The sequence below is a fragment of the Kosakonia sp. genome (assembly GCF_032104925.1).
Taxonomy (GTDB): domain Bacteria; phylum Pseudomonadota; class Gammaproteobacteria; order Enterobacterales; family Enterobacteriaceae; genus Kosakonia.
Genome location: NZ_DAMCGF010000004.1, coordinates 416495 through 441173, shown reverse-complemented (window position 1 = coordinate 441173; position 24679 = coordinate 416495). Strand labels below are relative to the sequence as shown.

Annotated in this window: 22 protein-coding genes; 9 read left to right on the top strand and 13 right to left on the bottom strand. The window is 53.9% G+C overall.

What is annotated here, in order from left to right:
- Nucleotides 1–5: 5 nt before the first annotated feature.
- Nucleotides 6–1844 (bottom strand): beta-glucoside-specific PTS transporter subunit IIABC, encoded by a 1839-nt coding sequence (locus RT644_RS11335; RefSeq protein ID WP_313626701.1) that lies wholly within the window; start codon nucleotides 1842–1844, stop codon nucleotides 6–8.
- A gap of 159 nt (nucleotides 1845–2003) precedes the next feature.
- Nucleotides 2004–2843 (bottom strand): BglG family transcription antiterminator LicT, encoded by an 840-nt coding sequence (gene licT, locus RT644_RS11330; RefSeq protein WP_020457119.1) that lies wholly within the window; start codon nucleotides 2841–2843, stop codon nucleotides 2004–2006.
- A gap of 331 nt (nucleotides 2844–3174) precedes the next feature.
- On the opposite strand from licT, the gene dinG reads away from it, so the two are divergent.
- Together dinG and ybiB are read left to right on the top strand one after the other, a co-directional pair.
- Nucleotides 3175–5328, top strand: a complete 2154-nt coding sequence (dinG, locus tag RT644_RS11325; protein WP_313626699.1) for an ATP-dependent DNA helicase DinG — start codon at nucleotides 3175–3177, stop codon at nucleotides 5326–5328.
- 25 nt (nucleotides 5329–5353) lie between these two features.
- Nucleotides 5354–6316 (top strand): DNA-binding protein YbiB, encoded by a 963-nt coding sequence (ybiB, locus tag RT644_RS11320; RefSeq protein WP_313626698.1) that lies wholly within the window; start codon nucleotides 5354–5356, stop codon nucleotides 6314–6316.
- A gap of 113 nt (nucleotides 6317–6429) precedes the next feature.
- Here the strand turns inward: ybiB and ybiJ are convergent, their stop codons facing one another.
- From ybiJ to RT644_RS11305, 3 genes are all read right to left on the bottom strand, one after another.
- Nucleotides 6430–6690, bottom strand: a complete 261-nt coding sequence (gene ybiJ / locus RT644_RS11315) for a DUF1471 family protein YbiJ (RefSeq protein WP_045506432.1) — start codon at nucleotides 6688–6690, stop codon at nucleotides 6430–6432.
- A 285-nt stretch (nucleotides 6691–6975) separates the two neighbouring features.
- Complete coding sequence (locus RT644_RS11310; protein ID WP_020457124.1) at nucleotides 6976–7242, bottom strand: DksA/TraR family C4-type zinc finger protein; 267 nt, start codon at nucleotides 7240–7242, stop codon at nucleotides 6976–6978.
- A 98-nt stretch (nucleotides 7243–7340) separates the two neighbouring features.
- Nucleotides 7341–7955, bottom strand: coding sequence for a flavin reductase family protein (locus RT644_RS11305; protein ID WP_097406867.1), 615 nt, complete (start codon nucleotides 7953–7955; stop codon nucleotides 7341–7343).
- 98 nt (nucleotides 7956–8053) lie between these two features.
- Between RT644_RS11305 and rlmF the strand changes: the two genes are divergently transcribed.
- Nucleotides 8054–8989: a 23S rRNA (adenine(1618)-N(6))-methyltransferase RlmF gene (gene rlmF / locus RT644_RS11300; RefSeq protein WP_313626696.1), complete on the top strand. Its 936-nt coding sequence runs from the start codon at nucleotides 8054–8056 to the stop codon at nucleotides 8987–8989.
- On the opposite strand, the gene ybiO is transcribed toward rlmF, so the two are convergent.
- The 6 genes from ybiO to rhtA form a co-directional block, all read right to left on the bottom strand.
- Complete coding sequence (gene ybiO / locus RT644_RS11295) at nucleotides 8979–11216, bottom strand: mechanosensitive channel protein (protein ID WP_313626694.1); 2238 nt, start codon at nucleotides 11214–11216, stop codon at nucleotides 8979–8981. The two genes, rlmF and ybiO, sit on opposite strands and share 11 nt — an antisense overlap.
- A 116-nt stretch (nucleotides 11217–11332) precedes the next feature.
- On the bottom strand, nucleotides 11333–12055 hold the full coding sequence (glnQ, locus tag RT644_RS11290; protein ID WP_017456021.1) for a glutamine ABC transporter ATP-binding protein GlnQ: 723 nt from the start codon (nucleotides 12053–12055) through the stop codon (nucleotides 11333–11335).
- Nucleotides 12052–12711, bottom strand: a complete 660-nt coding sequence (gene glnP, locus RT644_RS11285; RefSeq protein WP_017456022.1) for a glutamine ABC transporter permease GlnP — start codon at nucleotides 12709–12711, stop codon at nucleotides 12052–12054. The genes glnQ and glnP overlap by 4 nt, the downstream gene beginning before the upstream one ends.
- Before the next feature lie 85 nt (nucleotides 12712–12796).
- Nucleotides 12797–13543 (bottom strand): glutamine ABC transporter substrate-binding protein GlnH, encoded by a 747-nt coding sequence (glnH, locus tag RT644_RS11280; protein WP_020457128.1) that lies wholly within the window; start codon nucleotides 13541–13543, stop codon nucleotides 12797–12799.
- A gap of 361 nt (nucleotides 13544–13904) precedes the next feature.
- Nucleotides 13905–14408, bottom strand: coding sequence for a DNA starvation/stationary phase protection protein Dps (gene dps / locus RT644_RS11275; protein ID WP_020457129.1), 504 nt, complete (start codon nucleotides 14406–14408; stop codon nucleotides 13905–13907).
- 297 nt (nucleotides 14409–14705) lie between these two features.
- Nucleotides 14706–15593 (bottom strand): threonine/homoserine exporter RhtA, encoded by an 888-nt coding sequence (gene rhtA, locus RT644_RS11270; RefSeq protein ID WP_313626692.1) that lies wholly within the window; start codon nucleotides 15591–15593, stop codon nucleotides 14706–14708.
- Nucleotides 15594–15956: 363 nt separating this feature from the next.
- Between rhtA and ompX the strand changes: the two genes are divergently transcribed.
- Nucleotides 15957–16469: an outer membrane protein OmpX gene (gene ompX, locus RT644_RS11265; protein WP_020457131.1), complete on the top strand. Its 513-nt coding sequence runs from the start codon at nucleotides 15957–15959 to the stop codon at nucleotides 16467–16469.
- Nucleotides 16470–16537: 68 nt separating this feature from the next.
- Here ompX and RT644_RS11260 read toward each other — a convergent pair whose 3' ends face one another.
- Entirely contained in the window at nucleotides 16538–18127 is a 1590-nt protein-coding gene (locus RT644_RS11260; protein WP_020457132.1) for a phosphoethanolamine transferase, read from the bottom strand.
- Between the two features lie 281 nt (nucleotides 18128–18408).
- Nucleotides 18409–18540, bottom strand: a complete 132-nt coding sequence (gene mntS, locus RT644_RS11255) for a manganase accumulation protein MntS (protein WP_045506449.1) — start codon at nucleotides 18538–18540, stop codon at nucleotides 18409–18411.
- Between the two features lie 188 nt (nucleotides 18541–18728).
- On the opposite strand from mntS, the gene mntR reads away from it, so the two are divergent.
- The 5 genes from mntR to RT644_RS11230 all read left to right on the top strand — a co-directional run bounded on the left by mntR (nucleotide 18729) and on the right by RT644_RS11230 (nucleotide 24597).
- Nucleotides 18729–19199: a manganese-binding transcriptional regulator MntR gene (gene mntR, locus RT644_RS11250; RefSeq protein WP_020457134.1), complete on the top strand. Its 471-nt coding sequence runs from the start codon at nucleotides 18729–18731 to the stop codon at nucleotides 19197–19199.
- Nucleotides 19196–20305: an anion transporter gene (locus RT644_RS11245; RefSeq protein ID WP_045506455.1), complete on the top strand. Its 1110-nt coding sequence runs from the start codon at nucleotides 19196–19198 to the stop codon at nucleotides 20303–20305. The genes mntR and RT644_RS11245 overlap by 4 nt, the downstream gene beginning before the upstream one ends.
- 101 nt (nucleotides 20306–20406) lie before the next feature.
- Complete coding sequence (locus RT644_RS11240; protein ID WP_313626690.1) at nucleotides 20407–21504, top strand: HlyD family secretion protein; 1098 nt, start codon at nucleotides 20407–20409, stop codon at nucleotides 21502–21504.
- Complete coding sequence (locus RT644_RS11235) at nucleotides 21501–23072, top strand: DHA2 family efflux MFS transporter permease subunit (protein ID WP_020457137.1); 1572 nt, start codon at nucleotides 21501–21503, stop codon at nucleotides 23070–23072. Before RT644_RS11240 ends, RT644_RS11235 begins: the two co-directional genes overlap by 4 nt.
- A 1-nt stretch (nucleotide 23073) precedes the next feature.
- Complete coding sequence (locus tag RT644_RS11230; protein WP_313626689.1) at nucleotides 23074–24597, top strand: efflux transporter outer membrane subunit; 1524 nt, start codon at nucleotides 23074–23076, stop codon at nucleotides 24595–24597.
- Nucleotides 24598–24679 lie beyond the last annotated feature (82 nt).

The window sequence follows — 24679 nt, the reverse complement described above, 5'->3', positions numbered from 1 at the left end:
GCTCCTTACGCCGCGCTTGCGGTCAGTGTGAGAAATGCGTCCCGGCTGGCGACATCGCCATTGGCTTTTACCGGGCTGATATCGCCGTATTGTTCGCTGTTAGTGACCACCACAATCACGCTGGGATCGATGCCTGCGGCCTGCAATGCCGCCAGATCGAAGCTCACCAGCAAATCACCGACCTCCACGTTTTGCCCGGCAGTTATGTGGCTGGTGAAGTGTTTGCCGCCGAGTTTCACCGTATCGATGCCGATATGGATCAGGATCTCCGCCCCGGTATCGCTTTGCAGCGCCAGCGCGTGATGGGTTTCAAACAGGGATTCCACCGTGCCGTTGACCGGAGAACGCAGCTCGCCGCTGGTGGGATAGATGGCGATCCCTTTACCGAAAATTTCATCGGCAAACACCGGGTCGCTTAAGCTATTAAGCGGTTTTAACTCGCCGCTGACCGGCGCGAAAAGTCTCTCTTCGCTGCGCGCAACCGGCATCGGACTAACGCCTGCCACCACGGTTTCTTCAAAACCAAGCACCACGGTAACAACTGCCGCGCAGACAAAAGAGATAGCGAGGCTGACCAGCGCCCACGTAAACGTCGGGCCAACCAGCGCCGGCAGACCGGGCAAACCGCTCAGCGCGAAGGCGTAGGTTTTGACGCCCATCGCCATTGCAAAACCGCCGCCGCAGGCACCGCCAATAAGCGCTGCGGCAAACGGGCGTTTGTAGCGAATGTTGATGCCGTACATCGCCGGTTCGGTAATACCCATCACGGCGCTGAAACTGGTACTTAACGCCAGTGATTTCAGCTTCTTGTCGCGGGCGCGCAGGAACACGCCAAATGCCGCGCCCGCCTGGCCGAGGTTGGCCACATAAAAAAGAATTTTGAACGGATCGAAGCCCATGGTGCTGATGTTGTTGATCATGATAGGCACCAGCACGTAGTGCATACCGGTGATGATGATCATCGACAGCGTGCCGCCAACCACCACGCCCGCCACGATCCCGGCGTTTTCCACCAGCCAGATAATGCCGCTGGAGAGTGCGTTCCCGGCGAAAATCCCCAACGGGCCGATGGCGATCAAGGTGATGGGGGTGACAATAACCAGGCTGAGCAACGGCACGAACATGGTTTTCAGCACGCCGGGCATGATGCGATCTATCAGCTTTTCCACCCGGCTAAGCAGCCAGACGGCGAGCAGAATGGGGATCACCGTTGAGGCGTAATTCACCGTTGGCACCGGCAGGCTCATAAAATGGACTGGCGCACCAGATTTAAACAGTGTCTGAATCGCCGGGTGGAAGAGGGCGGCAGCCAGCGCAACCGCCACATAGGGGTTCGCGCCAAATTTACTCGCCGCGCTGAAGGCCAGCGCCAGCGGCATGAAGTAGAACACGCCATCGCTGATGGCGAGCAGGATTTGGTATGTCTGATTGCTGGTTTCCAGCCAGTGCATTGCCACCATCAATGCCAGCACACCTTTCAGAATACCGGCCCCGGCAATCGCCGGAATGATCGGTGAAAAGATGCTGGATAACCCCTCCAGCACCACCGACACCGGGTTGCGGCGTTTTCCGGATTGTGCTGCGCTGGTGGCGGAAACCCCCGGTAATTTCGCCAGCAAGGCATCGCACAGCGGTGCGACATCGTTGCCGATGATGAGTTGATATTGATCGCCGGAAATGTTTACGCCAATCACACCATCCAGCGCTTCCAGCGCGGCGCGATCGGCTTTGTCGTTATCTTTCAGTAAGAAACGCAAACGGGTGATGCAGTGAAACAGTGACAGAATATTGCCCTTGCCGCCGATCCTGTTGATTATCTGCTGCGCGGTATCCTGATAGTTCATGGTCATTCCTCCAGACTGACACCTGCGTGGCAGGTGCCATAACAATTACCGGTACTCACCGGTGCTTTGTTCTTCTGGGGTTTGCCTGATTTAACAGTAACAAGCCTGGAAAGAATTCATACACGTCATACTTCGGGTCGCAGGCGCGACGTTGTTACCTTACGACTCTGTCCGCTGTACCACATTTTCGATATGCACGGTCAGGTAAAGTTTTTCCGAATTGCTCATCGTGTGGTGATAATTTTTGCCGACAAATTCGTTAATCGCGTCAACGCATTTCAGGGTGGTTTGATAACGACGCTGCACCATAGCGAATAACTCTTCGTCGTCATTATTTAACACCACACCATCAATCACCCGTTGGGCGAAAAATTTTAAATGGGTAATGAAACGCTGATAATTCAGACTGTGCTCGTCGAGCGGCAGGGTGAAAAAGTATTTAACGATATTCTGTAACTGATAAATAAGCCGTGTAATTTTTGTGGTTTTACCCATCGTATCGTTCAGCCCGGCATTCACAATATGCAGCGCAATACTACAGGCTTCACTGTCGGGTAATAGTGTGCCGGTACGCGCGACAATCATGCCAAGCGCCTGGCGGCCAATGGCATACTCTTCGGTATAAAAATGGCGCACTTCCCACTCTAACGGATTAGGCAAAACTTCATTTTTTTCTGTGCGTTGTAGCGCAAAGTGCAGGTGATCGGCCAGCGTAACGTACAGGCCTTCACTTAATTTATGCGCAAGCGCAGATCGTGCCAGCGCAACAATATCGGCGGTGAGTTGCACTATTTCCACCGGCACTTCGCTGACCAGATCTTTAAAACGTGCGGAGACTTGTGAGTCCTGCAAATGGAATATTTTTTCGATGGCTTGCGCATCGACGCGGGCACCGCTTTGGGTATTAAACCCTAAGCCGCGCCCGGTCAGAATAACCTCAAGGCCATGCTCATCAATGGCGCTGACAACGTTATTATTTAATATTTGTTTGACCAGCATCGCCAACTCCTGCAAACAAAAACGGGCAAAACGTAAATACAGCAGCGAGCGGATGTCGCCCTCATTCTCTGCATTTAGGTTTTGCCCGATATTCGGTAACAAGCGTAATGCAGGTAAAAACTAGCATTGCCTGAATAAATGATCAACGCGACCTCAACGGCAATGGTGATTGGATCTGCCAATTTGTGATCGGCGTTGTGAAAAATATCCTGTATCAGAATGATGACGCACAGGATATGCGGGCGCGCTTCCGGCATGGCAAAAAGGGTTACCCTACGGGCGCTAAAAATGCCACAATAGTGGCTGTTTATACAGTGTTTCAGGTTTCCTCATGGCCCTTACCGCCGCGCTAAAAGCGCAGATCGCCGCCTGGTATAAGGCGTTGCAACAACAGATCCCGGACTTTATTCCCCGCGCGCCGCAGCGGCAGATGATTGCTGACGTGGCGAAAACGCTGGCGGGGGATGAAGGGCGTCATCTGGCGATTGAAGCGCCAACCGGCGTGGGGAAAACGCTCTCTTACTTAATTCCGGGCATCGCCATCGCGCGTGAAGAGCAAAAAACGCTGGTGGTCAGCACCGCGAACGTGGCGTTGCAGGATCAGATCTTCAGTAAAGATCTGCCGCTACTGCGCAAAATCATCCCGGATTTACGCTTTACCGCCGCGTTTGGCCGTGGGCGCTATGTTTGTCCGCGCAACCTGGCGGCGCTGGCAAGCAGCGAGCCGAACCAGCAGGATCTGCTGGCGTTTCTGGACGATGAACTGACGCCGGGTAACCAGGAAGAGCAGAAACGTTGCGCGGCGCTGAAAGCGGATCTCGACAGCTACAAGTGGGATGGCCTGCGCGATCACACTGACAAGGCGATTAGCGATGATTTGTGGCGACGGCTCAGCACCGATAAAGCCAGCTGCCTGAACCGTAATTGCCACTACTACCGCGAATGCCCCTTTTTTGTCGCACGCCGCGAAATCCAGGAAGCGGAAGTGGTGGTCGCCAACCACGCGCTGGTGATGGCGGCGATGGAGAGCGAAGCGGTGCTACCGGAGCCAAAAAACCTGTTGCTGGTGCTCGATGAAGGCCACCATTTGCCGGACGTGGCGCGCGACGCGCTGGAGATGACGGCGGAAATCACCGCCCCCTGGTATCAGCTTCAGCTCGATCTGTTCACCAAACTGGTGGCGACCTGCCTTGAGCAGTTTCGCCCGAAAACGCTGCCGCCGCTGGCGACACCAGAGCGGCTCAACGCCCATTGCGAGGAGCTTTACGCGCTCATCGCGTCGCTTAACAACATTCTCAACCTTTACCTTCCGGCGGGCCAGGAGGCGGAATATCGCTTTGCAATGGGGGAACTGCCCGATGAAGTGATGGAGATTTGCCAGCGGCTGGCAAAACTGACGGAGATGCTGCGCGGGCTGGCAGAGCTGTTTCTGAATGATTTAAGCGAGAAGACGGGCAGCCACGACATTGTGCGTTTGCACCGGGTTATTTTGCAGATGAACCGCGCGCTGGGTATGTTCGAAAGTCAGAGTAAACTCTGGCGGCTGGCCTCAATGGCGCAGGCGTCCGGTGCGCCGGTGACCAAATGGGTTACCCGCGAGGCGCGTGACGGGCAGTTGCATCTACTGTTCCATTGCGTGGGGATTCGCGTAAGCGATCAGTTAGAAAAGCTGCTCTGGCGCAGCGTACCGCACATTGTGGTGACCTCGGCGACGTTACGTTCGCTGAACAGTTTTAATCGTCTGCAGGAGATGAGTGGTTTAAAAGAGAAAGCCGGGGATCGCTTTGTCACGCTTGATTCGCCGTTCAACCATGTTGAGCAGGGAAAAATTGTTATTCCGCAGATGCGCTACGAGCCACTGATGGCAAACGAAGAGCAGCATATTGCGGAAATGGCGACCTGGTTTCGCGAGCAGGTTGAGAGTAAAGCGCATCCCGGGATGCTGGTGCTGTTCGCCAGCCAGCGCGCGATGCAGCTGTTTTTAACCTATGTCGCGGACTTGCGTTTATTGCTGCTGGTACAGGGCGATCAGCCGCGCTATCGGCTGGTGGAACTGCACCGTAAACGTATCGATAATGGCGAGCGCAGTGTGCTGGTGGGCTTGCAGTCATTCGCTGAAGGGTTGGATCTCAAAGGCGATTACCTGACGCAGGTCCACATCCATAAAATCGCTTTTCCACCTATCGACAGCCCGGTGGTGATCACCGAAGGCGAGTGGCTGAAAAGCCTGAATCGCTATCCTTTTGAAGTACAGAGCCTGCCCAGCGCATCGTTTAACCTTATTCAGCAAGTGGGGCGGCTTATTCGCAGCCACAGTTGTCGTGGCGAAGTGGTGATTTACGATAAACGGTTGCTAACTAAAAACTACGGTAAACGGCTGCTCGACGCGCTACCTGTGTTTCCTATTTCACAACCGGCAATGCCGGACGTTATAGTGAAGAAACCTGTGAAAAAAGCAGAACAGAAGCGTCGCAAACGCCGTTAACGATGTGAGCCCGCAAGGAGTCGCTATGGATTACCGCAAAATCATTAAAGAAATTGGTCGTGGGAAAAACCACGCCCGCGATCTGGATTTCGATACCGCTCGTGGTCTGTACTCGCAGATGCTGAAGGGTGAAGTGCCGGATCTGGAGATGGGCGGCATTTTGATTGCCCTGCGTATTAAAGGGGAAGGGGAAGCGGAAATGCTCGGCTTTTACGAGGCGATGCAGCAGCACACCCTGAAACTGACGCCGCCGGTCGCAAAGCCGATGCCGATTGTGATCCCCAGCTATAACGGCGCGCGCAAGCAGGCGAACCTGACGCCGCTGCTGGCAATTTTGCTCAACAAACTCGGTTTTCCGGTGGTGGTCCATGGCGTTACTGAAGATCCAACGCGCGTGGTGACGGAGAGCATTTTCAAACTGCTGGGGATCGATGCCACGCTGCATGCCGGCCAGGCGCAGGCGAAGCTGGAGGGGCATCACCCGGTCTATATTCCAGTGAGCGTACTCTGCCCGCCGCTGGAAAAACAGCTGGCGATGCGCTGGCGGATGGGTGTGCGTAACAGCGCGCACACGCTGGCGAAGCTGGCTACGCCGTTTGAAAAAGACGCCGCGCTGCGTTTATCCAGCGTTTCGCACCCGGAATACATCACGCGGGTGGGGAAATTCTTTGCTGATATTGGTGGACGCGGGCTGTTGATGCATGGCACGGAAGGGGAAGTTTATGCCAACCCGCAACGATGCCCGCAAATCAACCTGATTGATGCGCAGGGCGAACGCGTGCTTTATGCCCGTGATGATGCGGTAGCGCCGGTAAGTGACGGTGCTGCGAAAGATGCGGAAAGCACTGCGCGCTGGACAGAGCGCTGCCTTGCGGGAAGTGAAGCAGTGCCGGAGTCGCTCAAAATTCAGCTTGCTTGCTGCCTGGTGGCGACAGGTGAAGTGGCGACACTGGAAGAGGGGCTGGCGCGGGTTGCGCAAAACTTCTGATAAAAAAAGCCCGTCACATTTCTGGACGGGCAAAACAGGGTAACAACAGGGTTAATGAGGGTGGAGCACCCAGGCAGAGGGTTAATATGCCGGGGGTAAAACACGGTTTTCGGTTATTTGTAGATAACCGCGGTGCCGCTCAGTTTGTTATTGCCTGTCGCGGACGTGATGCTGTAGCCCGTGGCGCCAGCGGCTTGTGCTTTCTCGGCCAGTTTGGCTTCCAGACCGTCCAGCGTGGTCGCGCCTTCAGCGGAAACAACACCGATTTTATTCAGATTCTCTGCCTGAGCAGTGGTGACTGATTGTGCCGCGAAAGCACCGAAAGAGAGGGTAGACAGCGCGATAGCAGCAACAGCATATTTAATGGTTTTCATAGTTAATCTCTCGCAGGTTATTCTGTTTGGGGAACAATGTTCCGTCGATGTGATGAGTATCACGGTTTTTGGCGGGAGATAAAACCGAAGAGAATTGACGGCCTTATTCTAAAAAATTGAATAAAGATTAATTTATTGAATTTAAATCGATTTAAGGATGCAAACAACGCATTTTCCCACCGCCCGGACTGGCATCCATTTTGGCGGCACATTTTGCTACGTTCAGGGCGGGATTTTATGGAAGTAAAGGCAACCGCTTGCGCTGGTTACACACGTCAGGAAAGGTCAACGTAGCTGGCTGTCTTTCGAACCTCTGCGATTATATCCTGAAAATGTGGAGTTATGTAAATCTTTCTCCTGCTGACAGGTGATGCACAAGCGTACCCCGGGAATCGCTTTACGCCGTGCTTCCGGAATTGGCTCACCGCACTCTTCGCAAACCTTTAAACTTTCGCCGGATGGTAAACCGCTGCGCGCACGTGCGACGGCATCGTCAATGGTACTGTCGATTTGCTGCTGAACTGCGCCATCATTTGCCCAACCTGAAGCCATAATGTGTTCTCCCGGGCTAAAACCATAATTATAGCAAACTGCCCGGCGGCGCTGATGTCGGGCCGGGCGAACGGTAAAATCGTTGCCCGGCGAAGAGGCTAGCGGTTATCCGGGCGCGTCAAATCGAAACGCTGCGCTTCGCTAATGCCGTAGTAGGCTGAAGGGCCACCCGCACGCAGCACCGGCTCTGCTTTTGCCGTCTGGTAGATGCCGTTTTCCAGCAACGTCTCATCAATATGCACGGCAACCACTTCACCGAGCACCAGCCAGCTATCAACCGGCGTCCCGTCGGCGGCGGTCAATTGAATACACTGCGAGAGGCGGCATTCGAAGTTGACCGGGCTTTCCGCCACGCGTGGCGTTTTGATGACCCGGCTGGCTGCGGGCGTCAGACCCGCACGGGCAAACTCATCTTCGCCGTGTGGTAACGAAGCGGACGTTTCATTCATGGGTACGGCCAGTGCGCGTGTTGTCAGATTCCAGACGAACTCTTTGCTTTCCGTAATATTACGTACGCTGTCTTTCCAGCCGCTGCTGGCGAAGCCAATAATCGGCGGGCGATAATTAAAGCAGTTAAAAAAACTATATGGGGCGAGGTTCCGTCGGCCCTGCCCATCCAGCGAGGCGATCCAGCCGATGGGGCGCGGGCCAATAATGGCATTCAGGGGATCATGGGGTAGACCATGACCTTTTGCAGGTTCATAAAAATACATAGCGCTTTCCGGTCGTTAAAAAACAGATTCTTCAGCCTCACTTATTTACCCGACCATCGTCAACGGGTATCTTACGCCGCTGCTAACAGGAGAATGCCATGAATGCCCAGAAGCCGGGTCTGCACCCGCGTAACCGCCACCACAGCCGCTACGATCTCGACGCGCTGTGCGCCGTGAACCCGTCACTGCGCGCGTTTCTTACCACTAACCCGAACGGTGAGACGACCATCAATTTTGCCGATCCGCAGGCAGTTAAAGCCCTGAACAAAGCGCTGCTGGCACAATTCTATGGCGTGCGCGAATGGGATATTCCCGACGGTTTCCTCTGCCCGCCAGTGCCGGGGCGTGCGGATTACGTTCACCATCTGGCGGATGTGCTGGCGGAAAGCAACGACGGCAAGGTGCCGACGCAGGCCAGCGTGCTGGATATTGGCACTGGTGCCAACTGCATCTATCCGCTGATTGGCGCGCATGAATACGGCTGGCGTTTTACCGGCAGCGAAGTTCACGATCAGGCCTTTGCCAGCGCACAGGCGATCATCAACGCCAACCCTGGGTTGAGCCGTGCGGTACGGTTGCGTCGACAGAAAGATCCGGCGTCTGTTCTCACTGGTATTATTCATAAAAATGAGCAGTACGATGCGGTTCTCTGCAACCCACCGTTTCATGATTCCGCGCAAAGCGCGCAGGCTGGCAGTGAGCGCAAGCGTCGCAATCTGGGCCAGTCGGTTAACGATGCGGCCAACTTTGGTGGCCAGCAGCAGGAGTTGTGGTGCGAAGGCGGCGAAGTGGCTTTTATCAGCAAGATGATTGCTGAAAGCCAACAGTTTGCGCGCCAGGTGTTGTGGTTTACCTCGCTGGTGTCTCGCGGCGATAATCTGCCCGAGCTGTATCGCGCCTTGACCCAGGCCGGCGCCGTGAAAGTGATGAAAAAAGAGATGGCGCAGGGCCAGAAGCAGAGCCGTTTTATCGCCTGGACGTTTCTCGATGAGGCCCAGCGTAAACGCTGGGCGCAGACGCGTTTTAAAGGGTAGGTTCTGCCGGCGGTGGCGGGCTGGCGGGTAAAACTGTCGGTGCTGCGCTTTCCGGCGCTGGTAACATCTGGTATGTCTGCACCGGCGGGCGCACGCCTGCACGGTCGAAATGCTTTTTCACCATCGTGTCGAGGGCAAAACGCACTGTCCACTGTTTCAGCGGCAGGGTCGTGCAGGTGACGCGAAGCGTGAATGCCGTGTTGGTCAGTCCGACCAGCCCGGCAAAAGACGGCTCGCCGATAATCAAGCCGCGGATCTCCTCCTGCTCCATCAGTTCTGCCACGGCATCTTTTAACGCCTGATTCGCTTTATCGGTATCCTCCTGGCGATTTACGTCGTAATTCGCCACCACCGAGCCAATGCCGCGCACAAAATTGGCGAAAGTGGTGATCGATGACCACGGAATAATGTGGTACGCACCAGTATCCTGACGTACGCCAACGGAGCGAATCGACATTCGCTCTACGGTGCCGGTTAGCGGGCCGATAGTGACCAAATCCCCGGTGTTCATGCCGTTTTCAAACTGGATAAAAATGCCGGTGATAATATCTTTCACCAGCGTTTGCGAGCCAAACGAGATAGCCAGCCCGAGCGCCCCGGCCCCGGCCAGCAATGGCGCGATATTCACGCCAATTTCCGACAGCACAATCATCACCGTTATGGTACTTATCACCACTGCCAGCGCATTGCGAAACAGCGTCAGCAGTGTGCGGGTGCGCGCGCTTGGCAGCGGGCGACCGTGAATATCCGACGCCAGCCGGTTTTCAATAATACTGGCAAGCAGGGTCCAGCCCACGGCGGAGAAGAAGAGGATCAAGGCAATACGGATGAGGATATCGACGGTTTTCTCGCCCGCACCGTAATTCAGCCAGTGCCAGACATCAAACAGCCCCCAGGCGTTCAGCAGCAGCATGATGGTTGCGCAAACCACCAGAATCCGTGCGGCTTTTAACGACGCCGAGAGCCAGCCATTGAGCCGTTTTTGCAGTTCGGGATAGTTGCGCTGTACCTGTGGCGACAGGGTGATGGTCTTATTCAACCAGCGCGACAATACGCCAGAAAGAAACGCAGCAATGCTCAGAATCGCCAGGCTATTGACCGTGGCACCCATCATGAATTTCAGGCTGTTACCGGGATCAAACAGCGAAAAGAAAAACAACACAATAAAGTAAGCGCTGGCGAGCCAGTGCCAGATCAACGCAAACGCGCGGATAAACAAGCTAAAAAAGGCCAGCGAGTGATCCGCCAGCACAATTAAGTTGTGCTGAATTTGCCGCTTATTATGAAAAATAAGGTACAGCGCCCATACGGTAATGCAGAGCATGATCACCACATTCGCCAGCGCGCCAAACTGCACGTTTACCTGATTGGAAATAATCGGCACTGCAACCAGCAAACCGTAGCCAATCAGGCTGCTCAGCGCACTCAGACGCATATGCCAGTAGCGAGCGGTTTCATCGGTAATGCGAAATGGGCGCAGATCGGCAATACGCGGGCAGAAAATCAGCCGCAAAATCGCTTTAAAAAACTCAATCAGCGCAAAGGCGTTCAGGAACAGGCTTTGTTGAAAGGCAATGGTACTGTTGCCTGCGTTAAGGTTCGCGCTAAGCAACTGACCGACAAATATTGTTAACGCCAGCAGCATCAGGTCGATAATAAACGCGCCGATAATCATTGAGGGCAGTTGTAACCAGTTACTGCGGTCGCGGTTTTTACGCCGTCCCCAGGCGCCCATTTTGCGATACAGCGGCGATACCGCTAAGCGAACAAGAAACCAGAAAGCAAAAACCAGCGCGGCCAGTAGCAGGAAGTGACTGGCGGCGTTGCTGAAGGTCTGCGGGTTAAAGGCTTTGTGGGGCGAACCGGTGATATTGCGATACAGCTGAGCAAAACGGGATGCCAGTGCATTGCCATAATGTTCACTCACCTCGGTTACGTTTTCCAGCACCGTTTTTTGCTCTTTCACCTCGGGCGGGGTGAGTTCCGGCACGGGTTCTTGTGCTGGCGCGGTGGCAACTTTGCGTAGCTGATCGATCAGTTCCTTGCGCGACTCATCGTTTTCCAGCACGTCCGCAAGTGCGGCATAAGCGGCCTTTTTCTGCTCGACATTGGGCTCACTCGTTTGCGTGGAAGGCGCAGGCGTGGTTGTCGCAGAGGTAATGCCGGGTATCGTCGCAGCCTGTAACGGCGCGCACCACAACCCAATCAATAGCAGGATCCACGGCATGTGCTCCTCCGGTGAGAAAGTCCAGCAAAATGATAAGTATAGATGCCGTACCGCGGCCGCGATGAATTGAGAAGAATCTGGGGGAGTGCCCCTCCGCAAGGAGGGGCGGGGGTAAATCAGGAGACGTGTTGCAGGAATTCCTGCAGGCGCTGGCTCGGCGGATTTTCGATCAGCTGCTGAGGGTTGCCATCTTCGGCAATGCGGCCTTTATCGATGAAAATCAGGCGTGAGGCCACTTTCTCGGCGAAGCCGATTTCGTGGGTCACGATGACCATAGTCATGCCTTCTTCGGCCAGATCCTGCATCACTTTCAGCACTTCGTGACGCAGTTCCGGGTCGAGTGCAGAGGTTGGCTCATCAAACAGCATCATTTTCGGTTTGACTGCCAGCGCGCGGGCAATCGCCACACGCTGCTGCTGACCACCGGAAAGCTCAGACGGATAGTGGTGACCTCGCTCAGCGAGACCGACTTTCGCCAGCAGATCTTTCGCCAGTTTTTCTGCGTCTTCTTTCTTTGCGCCGCGTACACGAATCGGGCCAAACATGACGTTTTCCAGCGCGGTCAGGTGCGGGAACAAATAAAACTGCTGGAACACCATGCCCGCTTCCTGGCGGATCAGGCGCTCGTCCACTTTTGGATCGTTAACTTTCAGACCATCGACAATCAGATCGCCGCTGGTGATCTCTTCCAGTTTGTTAATGCAGCGCAGCAGCGTCGATTTCCCGGAGCCCGACGGCCCGATAATCACCACCACTTCACCCTGAGTAATGTTCAGATCGATATTGTGCAGCACCTGGGTTTGACCGAAGTGCTTGGAAACGTTTTTAAATTCAATCACAGGATTTTCATCCTTTTTTCAAGACGGCGGAGCACGATGTTCAGCGCCTGGGTAATGATCAGATAAATCACCCCAACGGCGGTCCAGATTTCCAGCGCACGGAAGTTACCGGCAATGATTTCCTGGCCCTGACGGGTTAATTCGGCTGCGCCGATAACAATAAACAGCGACGTGTCTTTGATGCTGATGATCAACTGGTTACCCAGCGGCGGCAGCATGCGACGCAGCGCCAGCGGCATGATCACATGGCGGATAGTTTCAACGCGGGAAAGCCCCAGCGCCTGGCCCGCTTCGCTGAACCCTTTATGGATGGACAGCACGGAGCCGCGGGTGATTTCGGCGATATAAGCCCCGGAGTTGATCATGATGGTGATCACCGCGGCGCTGAAGGTGTCGATACGAATATCGGGGAAGGCCATTGGCAAGGCGAAGTAAATGTACATCACCTGAACGACGATTGGCGTACCGCGAATAACTTCGATGAATACCAGTGCGATGTGGTTAGAAATCCAGCCGCCATAGGTACGGGCTAAACCGGCCAGCAGGCCGATAACGATACCGCCAGCCAGACCAAGGATTGAGATCCATAAGGTCATTTTGGCCCCGTCAAGCAAAAGCGGAATGGCGGGCCAGATGGCGCTCCAGTCAAACTGCATGATGTGTTCCTGTATACCGTGGTTTTAACAAAAAGCATCGGAGGCGAAAGCCGCCTCCGAGGTGTAACACTTTATTTTTTAATAATTATTTAGGTTCGGTGCCGAACCATTTTTTGTAGATTTCGTTGTAAGTGCCGTTGTCGTGCAACGTTTTCAGCGCACCGTTCACTTTCTCGCGCAGTTCATCGCTGCCTTTCGGGAAAGCAATACCGTACTGCTGCGCTTCCAGAGAGTCGCCGACAGCTTTGAACTGACCGTTGCCAGCAGTTTTGATGAAGTACAGGATGTTCGGCGTGTCGTGCAGTACAGCGTCAGCGCGGCCAGTGCCCAGTTCCATATACGCGTTATCGATGTTCGGGAACTGACGCAGGTCTTTGGTCTTGATGTTCGCTTTCGCGTAGTCAACGGAACCGGTGCCGCTCTTCACTGCCAGCACTTTACCATCGAGGTCTTTCACGCTTTTCACGTCGTTGTTGTTGGCTTTCACCATCACCAGCAGGCCGCTTTTGTAGTAGCCGTCAGAAAAATCGATGGCTTTTTTACGTTCTTCCGTAATGGTGATACCCGCCAGCGCCAGATCGATGTTTTTGGTTTGCAGCGCAGGAATGATGCCGCTGAAGTCCATCGGTTTCAGTTCGTAATCCAGTTTCAGTTCTTTGGCGATCGCTGCCCACAGATCCACGTCGAAACCAACATATTGGTTACCTTGTTTGAATTCGAAAGGAACGAACGCAGTGTCGGTGGCGACAACCAGTTTTTTATCAGCAGCCTGAGAAGAGACGGCAAAAGCGAGAGCGAGTGCAGCCAGGGAAAATTTCAATACAGACTTCATAGTTTTTCCTTTTGTATCCGGGGAACGAACCCCTGCGAGAATGAACGCAGTATGAAAAAATCATGCCAGGTTTACAACCTATTGTTTTGTAAAGGCGAACCTTTACCCGGTTGCACAATAAGTGTAGCAACAATAGCCGTGCGCACCATTTTGAGTCACTGTTTTGGTGCATTCTGGCGGCGTGGCCTGTTTTGCTTTTTTTTAGCGCAGATCGTGGGGTGAAAACAATCAGTTATTAACAGTTTTGTGATGGGATAATTACGAAGTGATAACTTTGTGGGCGTAAAGGGGAAATAATGCGCACTGTAATGGTGCAAAACCCTGCGCGTGAGGCGCAGGGCGTATAGGCAAAACTTATGTTTTACTCAATGTTGGATTCGATGAACCACAAGAATTTATCCAGGTCGCGGGAAGCGGCGGTGAAGATATCAGCGGTATCTTCGTCTTTCGCTTCGCCAATGGCGTTACGCACATCGTTGGCAACTACCGCGTAACGATCGGCCAGTTCTTTGAGGTGATCCTGCACGCTATGGATATCCAGCGGGTAGCTTTTCAGCGCGGTTTTGCTGTTAATCACCTGTGTGGTGCCCAGTGCGACACCGCCCAGCTGTACGGCGCGTTCTGCCATGGTATCAAGGTGGGTTACCAGCGCAGTACGGAAGCCATCCAGCATTTCATGTACGGCAATGAAGTTAGCACCGCGCATATTCCAGTGGGCCTGTTTAGTGATCAGAGACAGGTCAATGAACTGGATCACCTGGCGATTCAGCAGCTCAATGGTCGCTTTTTTATCGCTATCCGATACATCGTTGCGGGTATAAAGCAGATTAGACGCTTTCGTTTTAACCAGTTTAGCGGTACTCATAATCTCATATCCTCTTGATGTTTGTGTCCCAGGAAATTACCGAAACTAAGTATAGCACCAGATTTTCGCTGACAGTCTTGGCTGTACCTATCAGTTCGATAGCGAATATAAAATATAGGAAAGGATTTCAGGATGACGCAACTAATCAAATGAAATGTAAGATAATTCTAATAACTTATTATTTTTAAAATGCGAATGATTCTATTTAATGCAGGATGCAGGGAAAAGTAAGAAATAATGTCTGCGGCGGGGTTGGATATTTGGCATAAGAAGGATCTCATGCCAAATAATAGTTATTTAGCCGATATCAATTTTTTTGACTGTCGCTTCCCGACGCAGCGTGAGTGTCGAGCCCATCGACGCAATAATAATCGCCGCCAGCGCCAGCGCTTGCTGGAATGTTAGCGTTTCACCGAGGAAAATCATGCCGGAAATTGCCGCCATCGCCGGTTCCATACTCATCAATGTGCCGAATGTGCGAGTCGGTAAGCGCGTCAGGGCGATCATTTCCAGCGAGTAAGGCAGGGCGGTGGATAAAATCGCCACGGCGATCCCCAGCGGCAGAACAGACCAGTGCCACAGCACTTCCCCCGCCTGGAACGCGCCAAGCGGCACAAAAACTACCGCCGCAATTAATGAACCCAGCGCTACTGTTGCCGGGCCATGCTCTTCCCCGGCGCGCTGCCCGGAAAGGATATAGATTGCCCAGCAAGCGCCAGCACCAAGGGCAAACGCCGCGCCAGTGAGATCAACATGAGAGACATTTTCGCCTAGCGGCAGCAGATACCAGAGGCCAAGTACCGCGAGGATCACCCAGATGAAATCCACCGGGCGGCGTGAGGCGAAAAGCGCCACCGCCAGCGGGCCGGTAAATTCCAGCGCCACCGCAACGCCGAGCGGTATCGTCTGGATCGATAAATAGAACATATAGTTCATGGCGCCGAGCGACAGGCCATAAAACAGCAGCGGCAGACGTTGTTCACGGGTAAAACGTAAACGCCATGGCTTAAACACCACGACCAAAATAATCGTGCCAAGTGCGAGACGCAACGCGGTGACGCCCGGTGCGCCAACCAGCGGGAAGAGTGATTTCGCCAGCGACGCGCCTCCCTGAATGGACATCATCGCCACAAGCAATATGAGCACCGGCAACCAAACCGGTAATTTACGAGACTGCGCAGGCATCCTTTCTCCCGTCAATTTCTGTCAAATAAAGTAAAAGAGGCAGTCTACTTGAATTACCCCCGGCTGGTTGAGCGTTTGTTGAAAAAAAGTAACTGAAAAATCCGTAGAATAGCTCCCCTCTGATGGTTAATTAACCTATCCATTTAAGAATTATCTGGATGAATGTGCCATTAAATACGCAGCATAATGGTGCGTTGTGCGGGAAAAGTGCTTTTTTTTGAAAGGGTTGGTCAGTAACGGAAACTTTCTGTTACATCAAATGGCGCTTTAGACCCCAATTCCCGCAAAGAGTTTCTTAACTAATTTTGATATATTTAAATGCGTAGGACGTAGGATTTACTTGAAGCACATTTGAGGTGGATTATGAAAAAAATTGCATGTCTTTCAGCACTGGCCGCACTTCTGGCGGTTTCTGCAGGTTCCGCAGTAGCAGCTACTTCAACCGTAACTGGCGGTTACGCTCAGAGCGACGCTCAGGGTATTGCTAACAAAACTAACGGTTTCAACCTGAAATATCGCTACGAGCAGGACAACAACCCGCTGGGTGTTATCGGTTCCTTTACTTACACTGAAAAAGATCGCACCGAAAGCAGCGTTTATAACAAAGCGCAGTACTACGGCATCACCGCAGGTCCGGCTTACCGCATCAACGACTGGGCGAGCATCTACGGTGTTGTGGGTGTAGGTTACGGTAAATTCCAGCAGACTGTAGACACCGCTAAAGTGTCTGATACCAGCGACTACGGTTTCTCTTACGGTGCTGGTCTGCAGTTCAACCCGATGGAAAACGTTGCTCTGGACTTCTCCTACGAGCAGAGCCGTATTCGTAACGTAGACGTTGGCACCTGGATTGCCGGCGTAGGTTACCGCTTCTAATCGCTTCGGCGATAATAAAAAATCCGCCCACTGGGCGGATTTTTTTTATCTGCAATTTACTTCAGAGATTACCGCTTACTGCGCGTATCGAAGAGATCCGTACCGAGATGGTTATAGTCAACTTTCTGTAACTTAAAGTTGGTAATGTACGCTGGCCCGGCTTTTTGCTCGGACATAAAACGGTAAGGATTTTTAATCTGCTCTGCGCTGATCCCCGTCCACTGCGAAAAGAAACTCAAAAAGTCGTTCGCTGAACGGCGCGCTTTAATTACCCGATGTTTGGTATCGTCGCTGGAAAGCACCATAAATGGCACCTGGAAGTCCTGCTGAAAAGTATCGGCGTGCGCCAGGTACTGCACTTCTTTTCCGCGTTCTTTAATCGCCAGTCCGTGATCCGAGAAGTAAACCATCGAAAAACTTTCGCCGGTATTAACCAGTTGCGAATACATTTTCCCGAGGAAATCATCGGTCTGCGTGATGGAATAGAGGTAGCAGGAAGTCTCTTTTGACTGCACAAACTCATTGTACTTGCCGCCGGTGCGATCGCAGGCCTGCGGGTGCGAGCCCATCAAATGCAGCACAATCAGCTGCGGCTGGGTGCGTTTTGTGCTCAGGACCTGATTGGTCAGTTTTAACAGATCCTCGTCGCGGGTGTTTTTATCTGCTTCGAAGTCACCACGTTTCAAAAACTGCACTTCATCGGCACGCTTAGCGATACTGGCGATGGCGGTGTCGTACTCGCCAATTTGCCCCTGATTAGAAAACCACCAGGTCTGGAAACCGGCACGGTTCGCCAGCGTGACAAAATTATCCTGATACTGCGGTTTGTCATCTACCACGCGGTTTAACGTCAGGCCAAGGGATTTTTGTGTTGAACCGCTCGCGGAAATGTAATCCGTAAACAGCGTGCCGTTCACCTGGCTGGCAAACGGAGTGTTATTCCAGTGGCCGCCAAAGGCGCCCAGCGCGTCACGACGTGCGCTTTCGCCAATCACCACCACGTAAGTATGGTATTTCGGTTTTACCGCCAGCACAGTCCAGGTGTCTTTCACACTGGCGAGCGCGGCCATATTTTTCTGTTCTTCTTTAACAACATAGTAGTTGAACGCCACATCGCGCACGAAACGCAACACCGGAACACCGGTATCAATGATCCTGAATTCGTAACCTTTGAAATGGTTTTGTACCGGGCCAATAAAATAAGACGCGATGCACACAATCGTGCCCAGCGTGTCCCATTTCAGCCACGGCGTGGATCGCACGATTATCCGGCGGCGCAGCGAAATAACGCCCAGCGCAAAAATGAATACGCCGATAGCGTAGTGATACCACGGGAAGATAGTCAGAATTTCCGTCGACTCTTCCATATTGGTCGACAGCAGCGCCAGCAGCGTGTTGAAGTTTGGTGCGCCATATGCCCGACCAAAGGGGAAATAACAGGCGGCAACCAGCGAGATAATCCCGATAACGGTTTTCTGCGCGCGAGGCGCATGACGCCAGAGGATCAGCAGCGCGCAGGTTAAAAGAACCGCATACATCACGCTAAATTCATAACCCAGAGCGAAGTTAATCAACATCGATTGTAAAAAGTAGAAACCCGTCCACGGGTTGAGCGTCTGGCTGCGAAAGGCAACGGATTCTTTAAGGATTAAGCTCATAGATTACTGTCATGAAAACGCCATGTGCTCACCCTGGCGTTAAGGGTCAAAACCTGCCGAACAGTGCGTGTGAAGAGGGGAGGGGGTCCGCATCTGCGAGCCGCAATTTGTGCAGGGCAGCGCAAAGATAGAGCGAGGCGCGTCGAAGGTCAACAGGGGCTAAACGGTTGTTTTGAGAGAATGATTGCAAATCCAGCAAAAATACGCTGATTTTTAGACGAATTGGCCAGTATGACGGGGGATTGTGACAGAAAAATGAAGCGGCGTACCGCGACGCCGCATTAGTGAGAAGGTTTGTCGGAGTCCTGCTGAGGTTTGCCGGTAATGATATCGGACAACATATTCAGCAGCATTAAACGGACTTTAAAGGGAGAGTGACTAAACACGCGCATACACCTCTTGAACTCATTCATCGTTACCTCCTGCCATTTTCATGCCCTTCGTTCCATGAAGGGTGAACGCATTACATACAGATATAGCACAGGCTATGTTCTATAGCTATGGCTAAGACGTTAATTTTTTGTGCTGATTCACGGATGGTTTACAATGGCGCTTCTCTTATATGATGCTGCACAGGTGTCACACCTTCAGAGGAAGCACAATGAACCGTCGCGCAGGTAAGCAAACAATAAAAAAAGTGACGCTGGTAAATGTAGAAGAGCACGTTGAAGGCTTTCGTCAGGTGCGCGAAGCACATCGTCGCGAACTGATTGATGACTATGTTGAACTGATTTCGGATTTGATCCGCGAAGTAGGCGAAGCCCGCCAGGTGGATATGGCCGCCCGCCTTGGCGTTTCACAACCGACGGTTGCGAAAATGTTAAAAAGACTGGCAACGGTGGGCTTGATTGAACAGATTCCCTGGCGCGGCGTTTTTTTGACTGCGGAAGGTGAGAGGCTGGCGCAGGAGAGCCGCGAGCGTCACCAAATCGTGGAAAGCTTCTTATTGGTACTGGGTGTCAGTCCTGAAATCGCGCGACGCGACGCCGAAGGTATGGAACATCACGTCAGCGAGGAAACGCTGGAGTGTTTCCGTCGCTTCACCCTGCAACATGAGCAACCTCCTGAATGAGTATGCCGTTCTTCCGCGCCCTGGCGCGCGACCGTTTCCTGCATCTGTTACTGCTTATTGGTTTTGCATTGTGCTTTTTTGCCCCGTTTGCGCCGAAAAACTGGCCGGGTGCGATCGACTGGCACACCATTATTACCCTCAGCGGCCTGATGCTGCTGACCAAAGGGGTTGAGCTGAGCGGTTATTTTGATGTGATTGGGCGGCGTATGGTGCGTCGTTTTCATCATCAGCGTCGGCTGGCGATGTTTATGGTGCTGGCTGCAGCGCTCCTCTCCACCTTTCTCACCAATGATGTGGCGCTGTTTATTGTGGTACCGCTGACCATCACGCTGAAGAAACTGTGCGAAATCCCGGTTAACCGGCTGATCATTTTTGAAGCGCTGGCGGTAAATGCCGGGTCGTTATTAACGCCTATCGGAAACCCACAAAACATTCTTATCTGGGGACGCTCTGGCCTCTCTTTCCCGGCGTTCATCTGGCAGATGGCGCCGCTGGCGCTGGCAATGATGGTTACGCTCTTGGTGTTGTGCTGGTTCTGTTTTCCGAAAAAGGCGCTTAACTACCATAGCGGCGTGCAAACGCCGGACTGGCAACCGCGTCTGGTGTGGAGCTGCCTCGGTTTCTACTTAATCTTTATTACCGCGCTGGAGTTGAAACAGGAGTTGTGGGGGCTGGCAATTGTCGCCATCGGCTTCTTGCTGCTGGCGCGGCGGGTAGTGCTGAGCGTGGACTGGACGCTGCTGCTGGTGTTTATCGCCATGTTTATTGATGTCCACCTGCTTATTCAGTTGCCTGCGCTGCACGCGGTGCTGAACAGTGCCAGCCAGTTGTCACCTCCAGGGTTGTGGTTGACAGCCATTGGTCTGTCGCAATTTATCAGTAATGTGCCCGCGACCATTTTGCTGCTCAATTATGTACCGCCGGATACGCTGCTGGCCTGGGCGGTAAACGTTGGCGGCTTTGGTTTGCTGCCCGGTTCGCTGGCCAATCTTATCGCGCTGCGTATGGCAAACGATCGCCGCATCTGGTGGCGCTTTCATCTTTATTCCATGCCGATGCTGCTGTGGGCGGCGCTGGTGGGATACGGATTACTCTTATTCAGATAGTGCTGATTTGTCAGTTTATCCTGGCAAATGTATAGCAACCGCCTAACTTTAGTTAACGGCGCATCCCTGGCGCCGTTACCTGACAGGACTGTTGCGAAACTATGGCAGAAAACACAACGCATCCTGACGATGTTCAGGACGATAACAACCAAAACCCACGTAAACGCCCCGGAAAGAAGCCACTGATTATCCTCGCCATTGTTGTCGGCGTGATGGTGATCGTTGCGCTGGTGTGGTGGTTTTTAACCCGTAATGAAGAGACCACAGACGACGCCTTTACCGATGGCGACGCGGTGACGATCGCGCCGAAAGTGGCCGGTTACGTCACTGAGTTGCGGGTGAAAGATAACCAGCGCGTCAAGAAAGGGGATTTGCTGGTCACGATTGACCCGCGCGATGCCACCGCGCAGCGCGATCAGGCGCAAGCGCAACTGGGGCTGGCAATCGCACAGCTTCACCAGGCGCAGGCGCAACTGGACTTATCAAAAGTGCAGTATCCCGCTCAGCGTGACGAAGCGCGCGCACAGGTACTGAACGCAAAAGCAGACCTGGCGAATGCCGAAGCCGCTTATCGCCGTCAGCGTGGTGTCGATCCTCGCGCCACCACACAACAAAATATTGACAGCGCCAATGCCCAGTTGCGTAGCGCGCAGGCACAACTTGCCAGCGCCCAGGCACAGCTGGAAGTCGCCGACCAGGTGCAGTTGCAAATCCGCCAGCAGGAAACCAATGTCGAAGCGCGCCAGCAGCAAGTGGCGCAGGCAAAAGCGCAGCTGGAAACCGCGAATCTGAATTTATCCTGGACGGAGATTCGTGCCCCATTCGATGGCTTTATCACCAAACGCAATGTGCAAAACGGTACATTAGTGCAGGCGGGCACCGCGTTGTTTTCCCTGGTCTCACCGGATGTGTGGGTGGTGGCGAACTTTAAAGAGTCGCAGCTGGAGCGGATGCGCCCGGGAAATAAAGTCAGCGTCAAAGTGGATGCGTGGCCGGATCTGGAGCTGGAAGGGCATATCGATAGCATCCAGCAGGGCAGCGGGTCGAAGTTCGCCGCTTTCCCTTCAGAAAATGCGACTGGCAACTTTGTCAAAATCGTTCAGCGCGTGCCGGTGAAAATCGTCATCGATAAAGGCCTGGATCCCAACAAACCGTTGCCGTTAGGCCTTTCCGTTGAACCGAAGGTGACGCTGGAATGACGGATCACAGCCACGAGAACTGGAAACCCGCCAGTAACCCGTGGGCGGTGGCGTGGGTCGTCACCCTCGCGGTGTTTATGGAGATCCTCGATACCACGATTGTCAACGTGGCGCTGCCGCACGTCGCCGGGTCGCTCTCCGCCAGTTATGACGAATCAACCTGGGTGCTGACCAGCTACCTGGTGGCGAATGGGATCGTCCTGCCGATCTCCGCTTTTCTCAGTCGCACCTTTGGGCGCAAGCAGTTTTTCCTGATCTGCATTGTGATGTTTACCGTCTGTTCGTTTCTGTGCGGAATTGCCACCGAACTGTGGCAAATCATCCTGTTTCGTATTTTGCAGGGCTTTTTTGGCGGCGGTTTGCAACCCACGCAGCAATCGGTGTTGCTGGATTACTTCAAGCCGGAAGATCGCGGCAAAGCCTTTGGTTTGTCGTCTATCGCCATTATTGTCGCTCCGGTGCTGGGGCCAACGCTGGGCGGCTGGATAACCGATAACTACTCCTGGCGCTGGGTCTTTTTTATCAATATCCCGGTGGGCATTATTACGGTTCTGGCGATTTACCAGCTGCTGGAAGATCCGCCCTGGGAGCGCAAATCGAAGCAGAAATTGTCCATCGACTGGCCGGGCATTGGCCTGATTGCGCTGGGGCTGGGTTGTCTGCAGGTGATGCTCGATCGCGGTGAAGATGAAGACTGGTTTAACTCCGATTTCACCCGTATTTTCGCCGTTCTCACCGCAATTGGTATTGTCGGGGCTATTTACTGGCTGCTGTATGCCAAAAAGCCGGTGGTCGACTTGCGCTGCATGGCAGACAAGAACTTTACGGTTTCCAGCTTGCTGATGGCCGGCATGGCGATGATCCTCTATGGCAGCTCGGTGGTGATCCCGCAACTGGCGCAGCAGGATCTGGGCTACACCGCCACGTGGTCCGGGCTGGTGCTGTCGCCCGGCGCAGTGTTGATTGTGCTGACCATTCCGCTGGTGTTGAAACTGATGCCGGTGGTGCAGACGCGCTGGATAATCGCCTTCGGCTTTTTCTGCCTGGCCGCCTCATTCTGGTGGTCGCGTACGCTGGCGCCGGATATCGACTTTGAAACGCTGATGCTGTTTCGCAGCGCCCAGTCGATTGGGCTGGGTTTCCTGTTCGTACCGTTGACGACCATCGCCTTTATCTCGATCCCGCGCCAGCTTAATGCCGATGCGGCAGCGCTGTTTACCATGTTCCGTAACGTGGCGGGATCGGTTGGTATTTCGCTCTCGACGGCGGCGATCACCGAGCGCTCGCAGGCGCATATGTCGCACTTATCAGAGCATACCTCTCCCTTTAATGAGCAATTTCAGCAGGCTTTACGTGAATCCGCGGAGGCGATCCGTAACTTCACCAGCCTGGTCGGCGATCCGCTGACCAGCGCTACCGGGCAGATGTACAAAGCGATGATCGCCCAGTCGCGTTTTCTTGCCTATATCGACGTGTTCACCATCCTCAGTTTGGTGGCGTTATTGCTGATTCCTTTTTGTTTATTGCTTTCGCCGATCAAAAGCGAAGGCAGCGCAGGAGCACATTAATATGACGTGGTGTCGTTTTCCCGTAACCCTGTTGTCGCTGTGGCTTGCCGGTTGTGCTGTCGGGCCGGATTACCAGGCGCCCAAACCGCAAACGCCTGCGCGCTGGAATGATCCGGGTGACAAAGCGGTTAAATCGCAGGCCTCTTCGCAGGCGGTGAATCCGCGCTGGTGGACAACCTTCCAGTCGCCGCAGTTGAACAGCCTGATTGAGCGGGCGATAAAAGATAACCTTTCGCTCCAGCAAACCGTCCTGCGCATTGCCGGTGCGCGCGAGCAGATTAACCAGGCGGGTGGCGCGTTTCTGCCAGCGGTTAACGGGTCGCTGAAAGCGACTCGCCAGCAACTGGGCATTGAAGGTGAGCTGAAATCCCATAACGTGGAGGGCCAGTTGCAGGATGCTGACCCGGCGATCAGCGGGGCGCTTGGCGCGCTTACCCAACCGGTAAATCTCTATCAGGGCAGTTTTGATGCCCAGTGGGAGCTGGATCTGTGGGGCAAAGTAAGACGCCAGGTAGAAGCGGCGTCGGCGCAGCAACAACAGGCAATTGAACAACGTAACGATGCGCTGGTGTCGCTGGAAGCCGAAGTGGCGCGCGCGTGGCTGCAACTGCGCGGTGCGCAGAACATCATTAGTACGCTGAAAACCCAAATCGACAGCGCGCAGCAGACATTTACGCTGACCGAAAACCGGCAAAAAGGCGGACTTTCACCTCAACTGGATGTGGAAAACGCCCGCGCGCAGGTCGGCAATCTGGAAGCACAACTCCCGCAATATGAAGCGCAGGAGCGCCAGGCGATGAACGCGTTAGCGATCCTGCTCGGTAAACCGCCTGGTGCGCTGGACAGCGAATTGCGCAATGCGCAGCCGTTACCCGCGCTGCCGGACATTGTACCCACCGGAATTCCGTCGACGCTGGCGCGCCGTCGGCCGGACGTTCGCGAAGCGGAAGCCAGCCTGCATGCGGCGACCGCACAGATTGGCGTTTCGGTTGCGCAGTTGTTTCCCAGCTTGTCATTGAGCGGCCAGTTTGGTCTGCGCAACAGCGAAACCAACTGGCTTACCGACTGGAGCAGCCATTTTTATAGCTTCGGACCGCAGATTTCGATTCCCATTTTCCAGGGGGGGCGGCTGGTGTCCAGCGTCAAGCTGGCACGTGCTGAGCAGGGCGCGGCGGTGCTGAACTATCGCCAGACGGTGCTCAGTGCGCTGGGTGATGTGGAAAATGCGCTGGTCAGTTACCGCGCCGATCAGCAGCGTGAAGCGGGACTGGATAAAACGCTCAGTGCGCTGCAAAACGCCTTCTCGCTTGCCACCGACAGCTACCGTCAGGGGATCGCCAGTTTTATCGATGTGCTGGATGCTCAGCGTCAGCTGGCGCAGGCCAGCCAGCAGCGCGAGCAGGCGCGGGTACAAAGCAGCCTCGATCTGGTGGCGTTGTATAAAGCGCTCGGCGGCGGCTGGGAACCGTATCAGAATGTGCAACTCCCTGATTACAAAGTGTTTGGTGAAGCGCCGCGCGGATAATCAGAGAATTGGGCAAGAAACAGGCAGGATCCTCACATTCGCCGCCGCAGAGGATTGCGTATAACTGTCTGCGTCAACTAAA

What these genes read in the sequence shown, in the direction of transcription:
- RT644_RS11335 (WP_313626701.1), bottom strand. Translation starts at nt 1,844, where the DNA reads ATGAACTATCAGGATACCGCGCAGCAGATAATCAACAGGATCGGCGGC.
- licT (WP_020457119.1), bottom strand. Translation starts at nt 2,843, where the DNA reads ATGCTGGTCAAACAAATATTAAATAATAACGTTGTCAGCGCCATTGAT.
- dinG (WP_313626699.1), top strand. Translation starts at nt 3,175, where the DNA reads ATGGCCCTTACCGCCGCGCTAAAAGCGCAGATCGCCGCCTGGTATAAG.
- ybiB (WP_313626698.1), top strand. Translation starts at nt 5,354, where the DNA reads ATGGATTACCGCAAAATCATTAAAGAAATTGGTCGTGGGAAAAACCAC.
- ybiJ (WP_045506432.1), bottom strand. Translation starts at nt 6,690, where the DNA reads ATGAAAACCATTAAATATGCTGTTGCTGCTATCGCGCTGTCTACCCTC.
- RT644_RS11310 (WP_020457124.1), bottom strand. Translation starts at nt 7,242, where the DNA reads ATGGCTTCAGGTTGGGCAAATGATGGCGCAGTTCAGCAGCAAATCGAC.
- RT644_RS11305 (WP_097406867.1), bottom strand. Translation starts at nt 7,955, where the DNA reads ATGTATTTTTATGAACCTGCAAAAGGTCATGGTCTACCCCATGATCCC.
- rlmF (WP_313626696.1), top strand. Translation starts at nt 8,054, where the DNA reads ATGAATGCCCAGAAGCCGGGTCTGCACCCGCGTAACCGCCACCACAGC.
- ybiO (WP_313626694.1), bottom strand. Translation starts at nt 11,216, where the DNA reads ATGCCGTGGATCCTGCTATTGATTGGGTTGTGGTGCGCGCCGTTACAG.
- glnP (WP_017456022.1), bottom strand. Translation starts at nt 12,711, where the DNA reads ATGCAGTTTGACTGGAGCGCCATCTGGCCCGCCATTCCGCTTTTGCTT.
- glnH (WP_020457128.1), bottom strand. Translation starts at nt 13,543, where the DNA reads ATGAAGTCTGTATTGAAATTTTCCCTGGCTGCACTCGCTCTCGCTTTT.
- dps (WP_020457129.1), bottom strand. Translation starts at nt 14,408, where the DNA reads ATGAGTACCGCTAAACTGGTTAAAACGAAAGCGTCTAATCTGCTTTAT.
- rhtA (WP_313626692.1), bottom strand. Translation starts at nt 15,593, where the DNA reads ATGCCTGCGCAGTCTCGTAAATTACCGGTTTGGTTGCCGGTGCTCATA.
- ompX (WP_020457131.1), top strand. Translation starts at nt 15,957, where the DNA reads ATGAAAAAAATTGCATGTCTTTCAGCACTGGCCGCACTTCTGGCGGTT.
- RT644_RS11260 (WP_020457132.1), bottom strand. Translation starts at nt 18,127, where the DNA reads ATGAGCTTAATCCTTAAAGAATCCGTTGCCTTTCGCAGCCAGACGCTC.
- mntS (WP_045506449.1), bottom strand. Translation starts at nt 18,540, where the DNA reads ATGAATGAGTTCAAGAGGTGTATGCGCGTGTTTAGTCACTCTCCCTTT.
- mntR (WP_020457134.1), top strand. Translation starts at nt 18,729, where the DNA reads ATGAACCGTCGCGCAGGTAAGCAAACAATAAAAAAAGTGACGCTGGTA.
- RT644_RS11245 (WP_045506455.1), top strand. Translation starts at nt 19,196, where the DNA reads ATGAGTATGCCGTTCTTCCGCGCCCTGGCGCGCGACCGTTTCCTGCAT.
- RT644_RS11240 (WP_313626690.1), top strand. Translation starts at nt 20,407, where the DNA reads ATGGCAGAAAACACAACGCATCCTGACGATGTTCAGGACGATAACAAC.
- RT644_RS11235 (WP_020457137.1), top strand. Translation starts at nt 21,501, where the DNA reads ATGACGGATCACAGCCACGAGAACTGGAAACCCGCCAGTAACCCGTGG.
- RT644_RS11230 (WP_313626689.1), top strand. Translation starts at nt 23,074, where the DNA reads ATGACGTGGTGTCGTTTTCCCGTAACCCTGTTGTCGCTGTGGCTTGCC.